We start from the raw sequence: 16556 nt of genomic DNA, 5'->3' as shown, positions 1-16556 counted from the left end.
TCAGCCGATTTTGACGGTCGACGGCTGCCCGACGCGCACGGGAGCGACGACCACGTAGTCGACATCGGGTGCCCACGGGCCGTCGTTGCCCAGCACGATCGCCCCGTTCGTCGTCGACAGCGTGACCGGGATCGTGCGCTCCCAGAAGCTGTTCCACGCATAGGTGTAGCGGAAGTAGCCCTCGCCCACGCGCCCCACGCCCGCCTCGGTCACCTGCAGGCGACGGTCGACGACCTGGGGGTTGTAGTCGTGTCGACCCGAGACCTCCGCGTTGGCGTACTTCACGACGATGTCGTAGTCACCGGCGGTGGTGAAGCCGACCGCCCTCGGGATCGTGAGCGTGTTGCCCGTCCCGTTACCCAGGTTGCCAACGAACTTCCCGCCCGAGACGTTCGAGCCGGACGCAGCGTCGTACGTCCCCACGCGCGCCCCGCCGTTGCGGGTGCCGGACTCCGCCTCGACCTTGATGGCGGCGGAGTCGGCCGAGGCGACACGCGTGGTGGTCACCGCCGTGAGCGCCACACCCGCCTGCGAGCGCACCTCGATCTCGTTGATGCCCTCCGACAGGTGCAGACGAGCGGTCGTCGACCAGGTGCCCGCCCCGTTGGCGGTCCCCGACGCCACGCGGCGCCCGTTCAGGTCGACGGCGACGTCGGACGCTCCGGTCGTGCGGTAGTCGACCTTGACGTCGTAGTACCCGGACTGGAAGGCCGTGGCGTAGACGTCGGCCCGACCATCGGCCCCGATCTTGGCAGCTCCGCGGCTTCCGGACACGTCGTACGTGAGCGCCGCAGCGCCCGCGAGCCGGATCGTGGATGCCGGATACACGGTCGCCTCTCCGTCGGTGACGTCGGTGAGCACGAACTTGTCGAGAGTGATGTCGGCGTTCGGCAGCACCGTCGACCCGTCGGCGCTCGCGCGCAGCGACAGCGTGTGCGTGCCCTTCTTCAGGGCGATCTGCACCTCGGCACTGCCGCGGTACTTCCACTTGCTGTTGTCGTTCAGCGCAAGGTCGGCGGTGTACTGCACCGTCGTGGGGTTGGCGTTGTCGACAAATAGCGCGTGGCGGCCCGGCGTGCCGGGGGTCGCGCCGATGACCTGGAAGCGGTAGGTGCCGTCCCGCGGAACGGTCACGCTCCAATCGGCCTTCGCCGAGGCGTTGTTGAACGATCCGACATCGCGACCGTGCGAGGCGAGGAACATCCATCCGCCGTTCCCCGTGGGCGACTGGTCGTAGACGCGGGCACCGGTGATCGTCGTGTCCTCCGCTTCCACGGACGTCGACCAGACCTGAGCCGTGGAGGGCACGGCATCCCGCTGCGGGGTGACGACGACCTGGTAGCCGGCGTACCGGTCGTAGTTCGGCACGTTCACCTGAAGGGCGCCGTTAGTCACGGCCACGCCCGAGAGAGAGGTCACGACGCGCGGCGTGGCGGCGAGCCCCTCGGCACCCGAGAGCGGAGCCTCGCGCACCTCGACGTCGACGCGCGAGCCGAACACACTCGAGCTCAGACCGGTGAGCGCGAGCGACACCGTGTCGGCGCCCGACCCTCCGTACAGAACTGTCGCCTTCTTGTCGGCGGTGTCGATCGAGCCGATTCCCTGAAGGGTGTCGGCGACGTTCAGCTTCGGCGGGGTGACCTTCACCGTCTGGCTCCCGGCCAGGTCGCCGTACCACTTGAACATCCACCACCCCGCGTTGGCGCCGTTGGGCCGCGCGGAGTTGTCGGAGAAGTTGCCCGCGTAGTTCCAGTAGGCGGTCTGCGCGTCGACCTTCGTGTCCTCGAACATCGAGAACCACTGGATCAGCTGCCCCGGGACCCCCATGTCACGCAGGAGGCCGTACTCGGTGATGTTGATCTGGCGCGGGCTGATGCCACGGTCGGCCTCCAGCTTGCGGTACTCGGCGTAGTGCGAGCGGTAGGTCGCGAGATTGTCGATGCCGAGCTCGTGCCAGATCATGAACTGCGGCAGAGTGTTCGTCTGCTTCGCGTAGTCGAGCCAGGTGGCCGTGCGGTCGGCATGCCAGGAGGCATCACCCGGGCCGCCGATGACCGGGTCGCCCAGGCCGTGCCGGGCGTACACCGCGCGGATCTTCTCGACCGCCGCCTTCCAGTCCGGCAGGAACTGCTGCGCGAAGAACGTGTTGTCGGCGTACCAGTTTCCCCCGTCCGGCTCGTTGAACGGGATGAAGACGTAATCCTTCGGGTGCGCCGACTTCGTGGCGACCGCTTCGGTGACGAACTCCACGACCTCGAGGTAGTCCCAGATGCCGTTGGACTGGTTCGTGTACGTGCCGTCCGCCTGGTTGTAGGTCCGGTCGTCGCCCGGACGCTTCCCTCCGTTGTAGGCCCAGTCGGGGTAGTAGTCCTGGATGTAGATGTCGAGCTGCGTGCCGTTCTTGGCGAAGAATCCCTTCTCGACCTTCAGCGCGTCGCCGCTGGGGTGCTGCGTGCCGAACGGCGCCTTCTGCGAGGTGTTGGTGACGTGGGCGCCGTTGATCAGCGCCTGGGTCGGCGCACCGTCGTCGCCGAGGCCGTACAGGGTGCCCGACGCCCCGCCGCGGAAGTCGCCGGTGGTGGCGGCGAAGTCAACGGACAGGGTGTCGGTGGTGGCGGCTGTCGCGGGGGTCGCGGCGGGAACGAAAGTGGCGAGCGTACCGAGCACGACGGCTCCGATCGCGCTCGCGGCGATCCATCGGGGGTGTCTCATCGGGGGTGTCTCCATCGATCAGAGGACGCGGCGTTGCGCCCGAAGGAAATGTAACCAGATTTGATAGCGGTTTCAAGATCGTGCTTGATAACGCTTTCAACGTCGGCTAGCGTCCTCTTCAGTTCGACACGACGGAGAGACGAATGACGACGACGCAACCCGCAGCCACCGGCGCGAAGCCCACCCTGGCGTGGGGCAACGACCGGGTGACGCTGACGTTCGACTGGGATGCCGAGTCGCCCGTCACGTGCTCCGCCGTCGCCGTCGCCGGCCGCACCTTGCCCGTCCACCGCGTCCCCGCGGTCGAGATCCTCACCGCCGACGCCGGGCATCGCCCCGCCTCCGGTCGCCTCGCCCACACGGAGCACGGCGCACGACTGCGGTACGTCGACCACCACGAGATCGACGAAGGCGGCGTCCGCCGACTCGTGATCCGGGAACGCTCGGGCGATCTCGAGGTGCGCCTCGAACTGACCGCGCGCGACGGAGTCGCCGCCGTCACCAGCCGCGTGATCGCCAGCAACGTCGGCGACGGTCGCATCGTGCTGCGCGCCGTCGCGTCGTGGGTGGCCGGATTCACCGCTCGGGACCACTCCGGAGACGCGCTCGCCGGATGGGAGCGCCTCACGGGCACCAATGACTGGCTCGGCGAGGGTCGGTGGACGCGCACTCCCCTGCGCGGCCCCGACTTCGTTCCCCTCGCCGAGCACCTCACCGGTCACAATCCGCGCGGCTCGCTGTCAGCCGTCTCCACGGGAACCTGGTCGACCGCGCACCAGCTGCCGACCGGCATCCTGGAATCCCGCGAGGCATCCCTCGCGCTCGCCTGGCAGATCGAGCACAACGGGGCGTGGCGATGGGAGATCGGCGAGGACACCGCCGGCGCCTACCTCGCGCTCTCCGGACCCACGGACGCCGACTCCGGGTGGAGTCGCGTCCTCACCCCGGCAGAGAGCTTCGAGAGCGTGCCGGTGACGCTCGCTCTCGGTGTCGACGCCGTGTCCGCGATCGGAGCCCTGACCGACCACCGCCGGGCCACACGCCGCACGCACCCGGACAACACCGCGATGCCGGTGATCTTCAACGACTACATGAACACCCTCGACGGCGACCCCACCACCGAGAAGCTCCTTCCCCTCATCCGCGCCGCGGCCGAGGTGGGTGCCGAGGTGTTCTGCATCGACGCCGGCTGGTACGACGACTCGGGCTACTGGTGGGACTCCGTGGGCACCTGGATGCCGTCGACCACCCGGTTCCCGGGCGGACTCGGCGAAGTGGTCGACGCGATCCACGCCGAGGGGATGATCGCCGGGCTCTGGCTCGAGCCCGAGGTGGTCGGCATCCAGAGTCCGATCGCCGATGCACTCCCCGTTGAAGCGTTCCTCCAGCGGAACGGCGAACGCGTCGTGGAGCACGACCGGTTCCATCTCGATCTGCGCCACCCCACCGCTCGCGCACACCTCGACGCCGTCGTCGACCGCCTCGTCGCGGACTTCGGCATCGGGTTCTTCAAGATCGACTACAACATCAACCCCGGACCCGGGACCGACCGCGACGCCGACAGCGTCGGCGACGGACTCCTCCGTCACAATCGCGCGCACCTGGACTGGATCGACGGCGTGCTGGATCGGCATCCGGATCTCATCGTCGAGAACTGCAGCTCCGGCGCGATGCGCATGGACTACGCGATGCTCTCGCGCCTGGCGATGCAGTCGACCTCGGACCAGCAGGACTTCCGCAAGTACCCGCCGATCGCCGCGAGCGCGCCGATCTCGATCCTCCCCGAGCAGGCCGCGAGCTGGGCCTATCCCCAGCCCGAGATGGATGCCGAGGAGTCCTCGTTCTGCCTCGTCACGGGGCTGCTGGGTCGGTTCTACGTCTCGGGTCACCTCAACCGCATGAACGACGAGCAGCGCTCGCGCGTCGCGACCGCGATCGCCGTCGCGAAGGACCTGCGCGGCGAGATCGCGACCGCGCACCCGCACTGGCCGCTCGGACTCCCCCGCTGGGACGACGCGTGGCTCGCGCTCGGTCTGCGCGGCGCGAAGAGCGACCTCGTCTCGATCTGGCGGCGAGGTGGCGCGAACGCGACCACCCTGTCGTTCCCCCACCTCGTCGGTCACGACGTCGAGGTGACCCCGGTCTTCCCCCTGGACCTCCCCGCCTGGCACACCGACTGGGATGCCACGACGGGAACCCTCCACGTGCGTGGCACCGATACCCGTCTCGCCGCGCGCACCCTGCGTCTGTCACATCGACCCACCGAGGTCGACGACGACGCCCGCACCGGATCACACTGATCACACCAACAAGGAGCAATTCAATGAAGAAGCGGTTCTTCGCTGCGACGGTCGTCGCCGCTGTCGCAGCACTCGCCCTGGCCGGCTGCTCGGACCCGGGCGCCGGTGGCGGCAACGCGGCCCCCGCGGACTGGCCCGCACAGGACACCAAGCTCGACGGCACGACCCTCACCATCTGGGCCGCGCAGAACTCGAACAAGGTCCCCGACAGCGTGATCAAGGGCTTCGAGGCGGCCACCGGCGCGACGGTGAACGTCGTGACGATCCCCGACCCGTACGAGCAGAGCGTGCAGACCAAGGTGGCGACGGGCGACAAGCCCGACCTCGCGTTCTGGCAGCCCACGGCCTCGCAGCTGACGGCGCTCAACGCCTCGACGAACCTGCAGTCGCTCGACGGAGCGCCGTTCATCGACAAGTACACGCCGGAGCTGAAGGACATCACCGGCATCCTGAACGGCACGCGCTACGCGGCCCTCATCACGACCCCGGCCGTCGAGGGCGTGTACTACAACAAGGACGTCTTCGCGAAGGCCGGCATCACCAAGACCCCCGGCAACTGGGACGAGTTCCTCGCCGACGCGCGCCAGCTCAAGGCCGCCGGCGTGACCCCGTTCTTCGACTTCGGCGGCGGTACACCGTGGGCCACGCAGTGGTGGGTCTCGGTCCAGTTGGCGGACGCCGCCAAGGACGGCCTGTGGGAGCGCGTGAACGAGAACAAGGAGAAGTTCACCGACCCGACCATCCAGGGTGCGATCGACACCTATCAGGGCCTGATCCAGGAGGGTCTGTTCAACGCCAACCTGAAGACCGCGACCTTCGACGACCAGGGCCCGGCGCTGCTGTCGGGCGAGGCCGCCATGGCCGTGCAGGTGAACTCGTTCTTCGGGCAGCTGCAGTCCCTCGCCGACACCGCCGAGCTGAACGAGAAGATCGGCTTCTTCCCGATCTCGCCCTCGGGCAACGTCGGCACTTTCATCCCCGACCAGTCGAACGCCCTCGTGGCCTTCAAGACCGGGGATGCCAAGCGCGAGGCCGCCGCGCGTCAGCTGCTGTCGTACTGGCTCGGCGACGGCTACAGCGACTTCGTCCAGGCGCAGAAGACGGTCTCGCTGCAGTCGGATGTCGAGTCGTCTTCGGACGTGCCGCAGGCGCTGCTGGACGTCAGCAAGTCCCTGGGCGACTCGGTCGGCTCGATGCAGGCGCTCGCCGTGGCCAACCCCGACCTGTACCTCAACCTCGGCGACATGATCCAGGGCACCAAGACCCCGGAACAGGTCGCGGAGGCCACGCAGTCGCAGTTCGCCGAACTGGCCAAGGCCATCGGCGCCTCCGGCTTCTGAACCGCACGGGGCGCCGGACTCCGGTCCGGCGCCCCCTTTCCGGGAGGAACACCCCCATGACTTCGACCCTTGAGCGGCCTCGAACGGTCACGCCGCCGCCGCGGTCGGCGCGACCCACCCCGCGCGGTCGGCACGCGAAGGACCACCCCCTGTGGTTCCTCATCCCCGCGCTGGCGGTGCTGGTGGTGTTCTTCGCCGTCCCCACCGTCTTCAACTTCGTCTACGCGTTCACGAACTGGTCGAGCTTCAAGAGCTCGATCGACTTCATCGGCACCGACAACTTCGTCTCGCTGTTCTCGAACGGCTCGCTCGTGAACGCGCTCACTGTGACGCTCGTCTACGCCGTGCTCGTGGCGATCTTCCAGAACCTCTTCGGCCTCGCGCTCGCGCTCCTGCTCGAGCGCGACACCCGCACGAACCGCGCGTTGCGGGTGGCGTTCTTCGTCCCGGTGATCATGTCAGCCCTCGCCGTCGGCTACATCTTCCAGGCGATGCTCAAGCCCGACGGCGCGCTCAACGGCATCCTGAGCGCCGTGACCGGGCAGAACATCGACATCGCCTGGCTCGGCAGCACCACCTGGACGATCGTGGTGGTCGCCCTCATCCACGCGTGGAAGTGGATGGGCCTGTCGATGCTCATCTACCTCGCCGGCCTCAAGACCATCAACGACGACGTACTCGAAGCTGCCCGCCTCGACGGCGCCGGATGGTGGACGACGTTCCGCTCCATCCGGTTCCCCCTGCTCGCCCCGGCGGTCACGTTCAACGTCGCCACCGCCCTGCTCGGGTCGATGAACGGTTTCGACATCGTGCAGGCCACGACGGCCGGTGGCCCGGGCGGCACGACCGAGCTGCTCAACATCTTCATCTTCCGGACATTCGGCCAGGGCCTGTTCGCCCAGGCCACGACGATGAGCCTCGTGCTGTTCCTCGTGGTCGCGATCCTGGCATTCCCCGTCATCCGGATTCTGCGCAAGCGGGAGGACGTGCTGTGACCGAGACCATGACCCTGACCACCGGCCGCGCCCAGCGGATCCCCCGGCGGCGTTCGCCGCTCGGCCGCTTCGTGCAACCGGTGGCGGCGATCCTCGTCGCGGTGGTGCTCCTCGGCATCCCGTTCCTGCTCACCGTGCTCACCGCGTCGAAGACGCAGGCGGAGGCATTCGTCCCCTCGCTCGCCCTCCCGTCGGAGTGGCACCTGCTCGACAACTTCGCGACCGTGATCGGAGACGGGCGTATGCTCGCCGCCTTCGGAGGAAGCGTCCTGGTGATGGTGCCGGCGGTGCTGGGCGTGCTGGTCCTTGGATCCATGGCCGCCTGGATCCTCGGACGCCGTCGCTCGAAGGGTCTGGCCTTCGTCTACGCCGTCGCGATCAGCGGCATCGTCTTGCCCCCGGCCGTCGTCACGATCGTGCTGCTGCTGCGTCAGCTGGGGCTGGCGGGCACCCCCGTCGGCATGATCGGGGTGTACATGGGCATGTACATGTCGACCGTGATCTTCTTCGTCACGGGCTTCGTCCGCACGATCCCCGTCGAGCTGGAGGAAGCGGCGCGCGTGGACGGCGCCTCGCCGGTGCGGGTCTTCGTGAAGATCATCCTGCCGCTGCTCATGCCGGTGCTCGCGACCGCGACAATCCTCATCTGCCTGTACATCTGGAACGACGTCTTCTACGCGCTGTTCGTCGTCGGCGGTCGCCTCGACACCCTCCCGCTGAACCTGTACCAGGTGGCGAGTGCCGGACTGTACCTTCAGAATTGGCATCTGATCTTCGCGTACATCATTCTGATGAGCCTGCCCCTGCTCATCACGTTCATGGTGGCGCAGCGCAAGATCATCTCGGGCATCACCAGCGGCGCCGTCAAATGAGGGCGGGTGCCGCGCACAGACGGAGCGCAATGGACCCCTCCCGCACCAAACCGGCCACGATCGCCGACGTGGCGGCGCGCGCCGGGGTGTCGGTGCCGACGGTGTCGCGCGTGCTGACCGGTGCGGCGAAGGTTAGCCCCGCCAAGCGCGAGGCCGTCGAGGCGGCCATCGCGGCGCTCGGCTTCCGGCCGAGCGCCGCGGCCCGTGTGCTGGCGTCCCGCAAGGCACAGGTGATCGCCGTGATCGCGGGGGACACGTCGCAGTACGGCTACGCCGAGACGATCCGCGGGATCGAGGAGGCCGCGCGGGCCGGGGACTACACGGTGATGATCACCGTGGTCGAGAGCACAGACGACGACGAGATCGACCGCGCGATCGCGGCGACGCTGTCGCAGCCGCTGGCCGGGGTCTGCGTCCTGAAGTTCGACCCTCCCGGGGTCGCCGCTCTCCACCGCATCCCACCCTCACTGCCGGTGGTCGCCCTCTCGGGGGTCCGTGAGCCCGGGCTTCGCCAGGCGGTGCTCGATGAGTCCCGCGCCGCGGAGGAGCTCACCGACCACCTGCTGGATCTCGGTCACGCGACCGTGCACCACGTACGGGTTCCGCCGTCGCGCCGGGAGGACGGCCGAACGACCGGATGGCGCCGGGCGCTGAAGCGTCGCGGAGCCGTCGTTCCCCCGCTGAGCGACGCATCCTGGGACCCCCGTTCCGGGATCGAGATCGGTCGCCGTCTCGCCGATGACCCGACCGTCACCGCGGTGTTCTGCGGAAACGACGAGATCGCGATGGGCGTGATCCGCGGGATCGTGGCATCCGGTCGCCGTGTTCCCGATGACATCTCCGTCGCCGGGTTCGACGACCACCCGCTCGCCTCGCTCTGGACGCCCCCGCTCACCACGGTCGATCAGGACTTCGCCGGCCTCGGCCGTCGCGGACTCCAGCTCCTGCTGAACGAGATCGCCGGGGAGACGGGGCGCCGCTTCTCGTCCGAGCGCCCGCAGTTGGTCGTGCGCGAGAGCACCGCCCCGCCGCCCGCGGACGCCGCGGTCCGTCGGATCGTCTGAGGCGCCCCCTCTCGACGCCTCGCGTCCCGCCTGCAGGGGTGGAGGGATGAGCGCGACGCAGAGGGACGCCCAGATCACCGCCGACGATGACCGCGACGGGCTCCTGCCCGGAGCCCCGATCATCGCCGGCATCCGCTCTCTCGTCATCTGGGGCGTCGTCGCTGCGGCGATCCTCGGGATGTTCGTGCGCGGGACGCACGGCAGCTGCTCCGGGGGCCTGGCGAGCGACGGCAAGGGGTACATCGGCGCGGACGGGAAGCCGACCGACATCGAGCCGATCTGCGGCACGGTGACGATGAGCCCGAGCCCGCTCGTCTTCGCGATCCTCGCGATCATCGTGGTGACGGCCCTGACGCGCGTGCTCGGGCGCGCGACCGACGTCGATCACGCGCTGCGGATCCTGAACAACGCCCGCATGGTCATCGTCGTCGTGGCTCTGACCGGCTTGGTGGTCGGATGGTGGGCGATCATGACGCTCCGGATCGACGACTGGAGCGCGTTCTCGGTGTGGTCGCCGCTGCCGTTCGGGCAGTTCGAGGTCGAGACGCACCCGATCTCGCAGCGCTGAACCGCTCCGAGGCCCGCGCGCAAGGCCAATGTCCGAACGCGCCCGCGCGCGTACCGTGACGGTCGTGACGTTCAACGACAACGCCCGCGTCGGCGGGAACTCGGCCAAGCGCCGGGGCGGCACCGTCGCCGCGGTGGGTGGCGGGGCGGTAGGCCTCGGCGGAATCGTCGTGCTGCTGTTCTCTCTGTTCACCGGCACGGATCTCACCGGCCTGATCGGCGGGGGAACAGCCGCCGGCCCGGAGACCGGCGGAGAGGCGATCGCCAACTGCGAGACCGGAGCCGACGCGAACAGCGACGACTCGTGCCGGTTGGCGGCGGCATCCCTCAACATCGATCAGTTCTGGCAGGAACGACTCGACGGCTACCGCGAACCGCAGCTGATCATCGTCGACCAGTCCACGGGGACCTCGTGCGGCACGGCCTCGAACGCCACCGGCCCCTTCTACTGCCCGCCCGACGAGACGGTGTACGTCGACCCGACGTTCTTCGCGATCCTGCGCGAGCAGTACGACACGACCGCCGGTCCGCTCGCGCAGCTGTACGTGCTCGCCCACGAGTACGGCCACCACGTGCAGAACCTCACCGGGGTCATGGAGCAGTACCCGAACAACGGCACCGGCCCCGACAGCAACGGCGTGCGCACGGAGCTGCAGGCCGATTGCTTCGCCGGCGCCTGGGTTGCCGCGGCCGGCGAGCAGGTCGACGAGAACGGCACGCCGTACCTCGAGCCGCCGACGCCGCAGCAGATCAGTGACGCCCTCGCGGCGGCCGCTGCGGTGGGCGACGACCACATCCAGGCGGAGTCCGGTCGCGGCATCAACCCCGAGAGCTGGACGCACGGATCGAGCGAGCAGCGCCAGCGCTGGTTCGACGCCGGACGCGAGGGCGGCGTGAACGCCTGCGACACGTTCGCGGTGGCGGGGCAGGACCTGTAGGTCGCGGCATCCGGCCCGCCCGTTCGTCCGGCCGCGCGTGCACCGGGCCGTCGTGCGGGGCGCGCACGCGCCGGGCCGTCCGGCGGAGTTCACGTGCGACACGCCGGTTCAGGATGCCGCGCCCCGGCGTGTCCACCACCGACTCCGCCTAACGGCACACACCACCCGCGGCCAACTCCGCCTGACGGCACAGCGCCCGAGACCGTCCCGCGGAGTTCACGTGCGACACGCCGGTTCAGGATGCCGCGCCCCGGCGTGTCCACCACCGACTCCGCCTAACGGTACGGGCCACCCGCGGCCGACTCCGCCTAACGGCACACACCACCCGCGCCCGACGCCCACGGCACCGCACCGCCACCCAAGCCGCCCCACGACGCCCGCCACCCGCGGCACCACCACCCCGCTTCCGCGAGACGGTGGCACCGCGGCGCCGCGTCACTCCTCGCGCGAACGCGTCCGGAGGATGATCACGACCAGCACACCCACGAGCACGACGACCACGCCGCCGATCACGAGACCCAGGGTCAGTCCCGACGGTGCTCCGCTCGCGGGCGTCTCGGTCGCGGGAGCCGTGGCCTGCCCCGCGCCGGCCGCGTCGGCGCAGGGCGACTGCGCGAGGCCCGTCGACGAACCCGCCTCCGTGGAGGTGAACGAGTACGACCCCGAGATGGGGTGGCCGTCGGACGAGACCGCGCGCCACTCCACCTGGTACTCCCCGGCAGCGCCCAGAGCCACCGGAACCGTGAGGGTCGGCCCCGACAGGGTCACGCAGTCGGTCTCGTAGTGCTGCCCGTCCGGTCCGAGCACGATGACGATGTTGCCGCCGTCGTACCCGAGCAGATTGGCGCTGAAGTCGAGCGACACCTCCGACAGCGACGAGACCGTCGCGCCCGCGGCGGGCGACGTCGACTCGAGGCTGTCGTGCGCCGAGGCGGCCTGGGCCCCGCCGAGCACGGCGCCCAGCGCGATCGCCGCAACCGCGACGGTCCGCGCGAGGGCCTTCGACACGCGCACGCTCAGCCGCGCTTCGGGCGACGGGCGAAGGCGAGAGCGCCCAGCACCGCACCGATCGCCGCGACGACGAGGGCGGCGATGCTCAGACCGAGCGCCGTGCCCGAGTCCGACGACGAACCGGATGCCGTGGCATCCATGTCGTGGTCCGCCGACGACGGGGCGGCCGAGGCGGTGCTGTGGCTGTGCTCACCGGTCGGCGGGGTGTCGTTGACGTAGAGCACCGGCGCGGGCTCGAGCGAGGAGTCGGCCGCGACCTGGTCGGGGGTCGCCGCCCAGTCGACGACGGACCCGTCAGAGTAGGTCTGCACCGCCGGCAGGACGAGGTGTCCGACGTCGGGCACGGGTCCGAGGACGGCCGAGAAGATCTGGAACTGGTCCTGACCGATCCCGACGCCCGGGTCGGCCTGCCAGACGATCTTCAACGGCGCGTCGGTGACGGTGTTGCCGTTCGCCTCGACGGGCGCGGGGAGTGCGCCCTTCTCGACGGTGGCGGTCCAACCCGGGACGGGCTGGACGAGCACCGCGCTCAGCGGCGTGTCGGTCGGCAGGCTCACCTCGAGCTTGACGGTGGAGGCCGTCTCCGACTCGGTCGGAACGCGGAAGTTGACCGTGGCGTAGCTGCCGGGGGTCGCGGTGTTCGGGTTGACGGTGACGTGAGCGGATGCCGCGAGCGGTACGCCGATCGCGAGGACGGCGCCCGCCGCGAGGCCCACGAGGGCACGGCGAAGGAAGGGAGAACGAGACATGGTGCTGCTTTCTGCGAAGGCGCGCGCGATCGACTCGCGTCGCGCGAGGATGAGGGGTCGAGGTGTCACGCCGCGAGCGGCGGACCTCGATGCCTCATCGCCGACAGCACGGTCATCGCCGTCGTCAGCAGGAGCGGCTCGGGCGCTGCGCGTACGTCGTCCGCCAGCGGGGGGAGCCCGCGGAAGGGCCGCAGCACGGCGAGCGCGGCGTGGAAGAACCGCGCGATGACCTGCACGGCGCGCTCGCCTCGACCGATCGCGAGGATCGTGACGGCCGCGGCGAAAGCGTGGGCCACCCACATCCACGGCGAGTGCGACCCGTGCGCGACGACCGCGTGGCTCGATCCGGTGGCATCGAGGAGCACCACCGGCATCCCGTGATGCCCGCCCGTTGCGACGACACCGTCTCCGCGCAGGTCGAGGGCCAGGATGCCGTGGAACAACGCCTGGCTCAGCACCACCGCGAGCGACAGACGCCACCACGACGCCGTGCGCCCGGCCAGCAGGACGCACACCGGGGCCGCGAGGGAGAGAGCGAGGGCGACGTTCAGCGCGGGAGGGAGTTCGGCGCCGACCGAGGAGTGCGAGACGGTCGCGATGAACGTCGCGACGGCGGCCGCGGCGATCCCCCGACCGACGCGCTGCGCGCGCCCCGCTCTCGACGACATGCGACTCCTCCCGCGCCCAGCCTAGGCGGGGCGGGCGACCCCGGTGCGGGAAGTGCCACGGCGTCGAGAGACGTCCGGGGTCGATCGGTCATTCCGAGGCGGCCGTGGACCGTACCGTCACGCGGAGTTCGAACACGACACACCGACACCGGATGCCGCCACTCGGCGTTTCGCGCATGGACTCCGCACGACGACCCACCCCACGACGACCCACCCCACGCGGCGCGCGCGCCGCGGCTCACGCGCGCAGCGCCTCCCAGGCATCGTGCGCGGCGTCGGCGAGCAGCTCGACGTCGGGGACCGCCTCGGGGTCCACGCAGAACCCGATGCCGAGCCAGCGATCGTTCGAGATCGCGGCCACCCGCAACGCGTGCCGCGGGCCGGGCTCCGACGAGGTGTACACATGCGCGACGCGGCGGCCGCCGACCGAGACCGCCACTCGCGGACCCGGGACGTTCGACACCGCGAGCGCGAACTCGCGCGGATCGTCCGCGAGACCGCGGAGCGCCGCCCCCACGGGGCCCGCTGCGGCGAGCGCGTGGAACAGCTCGTCGAGGGCGCGGGCGTCGTGACCGTGCTTGCGGGCGCGGGTGTCGGCGCTGATGAGGTCGAGCCGCCGTGCGTCGTCGCCCTCGTGCAGGTGGAGGCCGACGTCGACGAACGAATCACGATTTCCGGATGCCGCGGCGTCCTCGCCGCGTTCGTGGAGGCTCACCGGCACCTGGGCGTTCAAGCGCGGGACGTGGCCGTGATGCAGCAGACGGCGCCGGAGCGCGCCCGCGATCACGGCGAGAAGGACGTCGTTCACCGTGGCGTGCTCCGGCCGCGCGGCGCCGACGGCGCGCGCCTCGGCCAGCGGTACGTCGACGAACGCGAGAGCGCGGTGCGCCGTGATCGGGCGGTCGAACGGCGAGTGGGACCCCGGGTGACCGAGTTCGCGGGCGAGGGTCAGTGGCATCCGTTCCCACTCGCTCCACCTCGAGGGCCGGGCCTCGGGATCGCGGATGCCGACCTCGTGCGCCGGGGCATCGTGCGGTTCGAGCACGACCGACTCGAGGAAGCGGACGGCGGTGAGCCCGTCGGCGACGGCGTGGTGAAGGCGGATCGCGAGGGCTTCGCGTCCGTCGGCGAGGGGGCCGATGAGGTCGATCGTCCAGAGCGGTCGGGCGCGGTCGAGGGGCTCCGACATGAGCTGCCCCACGGTGGCGCGCAGCGCGGCGGGGTCGGCGGCGGGACGCCGGCGGACGTGGTGCGCGAGATCCACCTCGCCGGCATCGACCCACGCGGGGCCCCCGTCCTCGTCGACCACGACGTGTCGGCCGCGGGGAAAGGCCGGAAGGCGGGCGGCGACGCTTGCGCGCACCGCGTCGAGGTCGAGCGCCTCGCCCGGGTCGAGCACGAGCAGCTTGAGCGCGTGCCCGCGCACGACATCGGACTCGAGCGCGAGGATGCGCGCATCCGCGGCCGACAGTGGCTCCCCCATGCGCCCAACGGTAGCGGCCCGGAACGCCTCCGCGCCCGGCCCCCTTTCGAGAGACCGGGCGCGGAGACGAGCGGGTTACTTCGTCTTGATCGTCACCGGCACCGAACGCACCGACGAGACGTTGCCCGCGACGTCGGTCACGCGGTACTGGACCGTGTACGAACCGACCTTGTCGAACACGACGGGCCCGGATGCCGTGACCCACGCCCCGGAGTTCACGCGGTATTCGACCTTGCTGACGCCCGAGTGGAGGTCCTTCGCGACGAACGAGACCGAGATCGGCTTGCTCGGCGTGCCGATGCCGCTCGCGGCGTTGCGCGTGGCCGTGGCCGCGGGCACGACTTTGTCGACCTTGACCGTGAGGCTCGCCTCCGAGCCGGCGACGGGCTTGCCCGACGCGACCAGGCGGTAGTCGAGCGTCGAAATGCCGTTACGGGCGACCTTGACCGGCGTCGTGTAGTTCTTCCAGTCGCTGCCGTACAGGCGGTACTGGATCTTCTGCCCGGCCTGCGGCGCGACGAGGGTGACGTACACGTCCTTCTGGTACCAGTCGCCGAGCGGGGTCGTGTCGGCCGAGGTGATCGACGGCGTCGCCTTCTGCGCGACGACGGGCGCCTGCACGGTGAGCGAAACAGACTTCGTCGCGCCGACGTTTCCGGCCGCGTCGACCGCGCGGTAGGTCACGTCGTGCGTGCCGGCATCCGTAGACGAGACGTTCGACCCACGCACCCAGGTGGCTCCGCCGTCGGTGGAGTACTCGATGTGCTCGACGCCCGAGGTGGCGTCGGTGGCCGTGAAGGTCGCCGTCGCCGTGCCACCCGCAGCGACCGTGCCCGACGCCGGGCTCGTCGTCGCCGACGCCACCGGGCCGACGGTGTCGATCTTGACCGTCGTGGTGCCCCGCGAACCCGCCGCGACAGAGCCGTTGCGCACGGCGCGGTACTCGATGACGGTGGTTCCTTCAGCGCTCACCCGAACGGGCTGCGTCGAAGACCAGGTGTCGGTGCCCTGCACGCGCGTCTGCACGGTCACGCCGTTGCTCGACGAGGGGAAGGTCAGCGAGACGGGAGCCGTGAACCAGCCGGAACCGTTGGCCGCGACCGCCGGGGTGGGGGTGACCGAGACCCGGTCGAGGGCGGTGAAACGCCACCGCTGCGTCGGCTTCGACTCGTCGGTGCCCGCGGTGACCCCGGCCGCCTCGTCGGCGTTGGCGCCGACCTCGAGCACCTGTCCGGTGTCTTTGACGCGGATCTCGTATGTGTCGTCGCCGACGGCCTCGAAGGTCCACTGCTGATTGGTCTGACCGTTGGCGGTCCACTGGCCGACGGCGGTTCCGCGCTTGTCGTCGAGGAAGCGGTCGAGCACGAGTCCGCTGTTGACGTTGACCACGGTGAACAGGTCGCCGCCCGCGGGACGCAGGTACCACTGCTGGTTGGCTGTGCCCTTGTCGGCGGTCTGCTTCAGCAGAGCGCCCTCGTGCTTCGTGTTCCCGGGAATGCCGGCGACGAGACCGGTGGCGACATTCGTGAGGACGTAGGCAGTGCCCTGGTCGAATTCGACGACGTCGTCGGTCGACGAGGCAGGAACGGCGAAAGCGGGCGGAGCGATCAACGCCCCCGCCGCGATCACCGAGAAAGCGGCCGCGCTCGCGAGCGCGGCCCAGGATGTACGTTTCATGGTTTCCTTCGGGCTGCCGACCGGCGCGACGCGCAGACCGGCGAATGCGGGTAATAGCCGAAAGCTATCGGCGGCCTGTGCGATCTTGCGTTTGTTGCGCAGCTCTTGTCGCTTTCTTGAGGTGCGCTCGGCACCATCGGGGGCGCCGTGCAGCCGGCTCGGGCACCGCACGCACGACGG

General features: G+C 70.1%; 13 protein-coding genes. 7 read left to right on the top strand and 6 right to left on the bottom strand.

Features of this window, described 5'->3' with window-relative positions; all coding sequences use genetic code 11:
- Window positions 1–2712, bottom strand: coding sequence for a hypothetical protein (locus tag NS283_RS08665; protein ID WP_058596462.1), 2712 nt, complete (start codon window positions 2710–2712; stop codon window positions 1–3).
- Window positions 2713–2855: 143 nt separating this feature from the next.
- On the opposite strand from NS283_RS08665, the gene NS283_RS08660 reads away from it, so the two are divergent.
- The 7 genes from NS283_RS08660 (at window position 2856) to ypfJ (ending at window position 10788) form a co-directional block, all read left to right on the top strand.
- Window positions 2856–5012: a glycoside hydrolase family 36 protein gene (locus tag NS283_RS08660; RefSeq protein ID WP_058596461.1), complete on the top strand. Its 2157-nt coding sequence runs from the start codon at window positions 2856–2858 to the stop codon at window positions 5010–5012.
- 23 nt (window positions 5013–5035) lie between these two features.
- Window positions 5036–6352 (top strand): ABC transporter substrate-binding protein, encoded by a 1317-nt coding sequence (locus NS283_RS08655; protein ID WP_058596460.1) that lies wholly within the window; start codon window positions 5036–5038, stop codon window positions 6350–6352.
- Window positions 6353–6408: 56 nt separating this feature from the next.
- A complete protein-coding gene (locus NS283_RS08650; protein ID WP_241490333.1) occupies window positions 6409–7347 on the top strand; it encodes a carbohydrate ABC transporter permease in 939 nt (312 codons plus the stop codon).
- Complete coding sequence (locus tag NS283_RS08645; protein WP_241490334.1) at window positions 7344–8219, top strand: carbohydrate ABC transporter permease; 876 nt, start codon at window positions 7344–7346, stop codon at window positions 8217–8219. The genes NS283_RS08650 and NS283_RS08645 overlap by 4 nt, the downstream gene beginning before the upstream one ends.
- Before the next feature lie 29 nt (window positions 8220–8248).
- Window positions 8249–9283 (top strand): LacI family DNA-binding transcriptional regulator, encoded by a 1035-nt coding sequence (locus NS283_RS08640; protein ID WP_058596459.1) that lies wholly within the window; start codon window positions 8249–8251, stop codon window positions 9281–9283.
- 46 nt (window positions 9284–9329) lie between these two features.
- Window positions 9330–9851 carry a hypothetical protein gene (locus tag NS283_RS08635; protein ID WP_058596458.1) on the top strand — a complete coding sequence of 174 codons (522 nt, stop codon included), beginning with the start codon at window positions 9330–9332 and terminating at the stop codon, window positions 9849–9851.
- Between the two features lie 64 nt (window positions 9852–9915).
- Complete coding sequence (gene ypfJ / locus NS283_RS08630) at window positions 9916–10788, top strand: KPN_02809 family neutral zinc metallopeptidase (protein ID WP_058596484.1); 873 nt, start codon at window positions 9916–9918, stop codon at window positions 10786–10788.
- A gap of 435 nt (window positions 10789–11223) precedes the next feature.
- Here ypfJ and NS283_RS08625 read toward each other — a convergent pair whose 3' ends face one another.
- The 5 genes from NS283_RS08625 to NS283_RS08605 form a co-directional block, all read right to left on the bottom strand.
- Complete coding sequence (locus NS283_RS08625; protein ID WP_193751254.1) at window positions 11224–11796, bottom strand: copper resistance CopC family protein; 573 nt, start codon at window positions 11794–11796, stop codon at window positions 11224–11226.
- An 8-nt stretch (window positions 11797–11804) separates the two neighbouring features.
- Window positions 11805–12548, bottom strand: a complete 744-nt coding sequence (locus NS283_RS08620; protein ID WP_058596483.1) for a YcnI family copper-binding membrane protein — start codon at window positions 12546–12548, stop codon at window positions 11805–11807.
- A 65-nt stretch (window positions 12549–12613) separates the two neighbouring features.
- On the bottom strand, window positions 12614–13216 hold the full coding sequence (locus NS283_RS08615) for a hypothetical protein (RefSeq protein ID WP_058596456.1): 603 nt from the start codon (window positions 13214–13216) through the stop codon (window positions 12614–12616).
- Between the two features lie 238 nt (window positions 13217–13454).
- Window positions 13455–14699 carry a wax ester/triacylglycerol synthase domain-containing protein gene (locus tag NS283_RS08610; protein ID WP_058596455.1) on the bottom strand — a complete coding sequence of 415 codons (1245 nt, stop codon included), beginning with the start codon at window positions 14697–14699 and terminating at the stop codon, window positions 13455–13457.
- 75 nt (window positions 14700–14774) lie between these two features.
- Complete coding sequence (locus NS283_RS08605; RefSeq protein ID WP_058596454.1) at window positions 14775–16376, bottom strand: OmpL47-type beta-barrel domain-containing protein; 1602 nt, start codon at window positions 16374–16376, stop codon at window positions 14775–14777.
- Window positions 16377–16556 lie beyond the last annotated feature (180 nt).

The organism is Microbacterium testaceum (assembly GCF_001476285.1).
Taxonomy (GTDB): domain Bacteria; phylum Actinomycetota; class Actinomycetes; order Actinomycetales; family Microbacteriaceae; genus Microbacterium; species Microbacterium testaceum_B.
Note: the sequence above shows the minus strand (reverse complement) of the source record. Positions and strands in the feature narration are given on the sequence as shown.

Coding starts and splice junctions, on each gene's coding strand:
- NS283_RS08665 (WP_058596462.1), bottom strand. CDS start 2,712: ATGAGACACCCCCGATGGATCGCCGCGAGCGCGATCGGAGCCGTCGTG.
- NS283_RS08660 (WP_058596461.1), top strand. CDS start 2,856: ATGACGACGACGCAACCCGCAGCCACCGGCGCGAAGCCCACCCTGGCG.
- NS283_RS08655 (WP_058596460.1), top strand. CDS start 5,036: ATGAAGAAGCGGTTCTTCGCTGCGACGGTCGTCGCCGCTGTCGCAGCA.
- NS283_RS08650 (WP_241490333.1), top strand. CDS start 6,409: ATGACTTCGACCCTTGAGCGGCCTCGAACGGTCACGCCGCCGCCGCGG.
- NS283_RS08640 (WP_058596459.1), top strand. CDS start 8,249: ATGGACCCCTCCCGCACCAAACCGGCCACGATCGCCGACGTGGCGGCG.
- NS283_RS08635 (WP_058596458.1), top strand. CDS start 9,330: ATGAGCGCGACGCAGAGGGACGCCCAGATCACCGCCGACGATGACCGC.
- NS283_RS08620 (WP_058596483.1), bottom strand. CDS start 12,548: ATGTCTCGTTCTCCCTTCCTTCGCCGTGCCCTCGTGGGCCTCGCGGCG.
- NS283_RS08615 (WP_058596456.1), bottom strand. CDS start 13,216: ATGTCGTCGAGAGCGGGGCGCGCGCAGCGCGTCGGTCGGGGGATCGCC.
- NS283_RS08610 (WP_058596455.1), bottom strand. CDS start 14,699: ATGGGGGAGCCACTGTCGGCCGCGGATGCGCGCATCCTCGCGCTCGAG.
- NS283_RS08605 (WP_058596454.1), bottom strand. CDS start 16,376: ATGAAACGTACATCCTGGGCCGCGCTCGCGAGCGCGGCCGCTTTCTCG.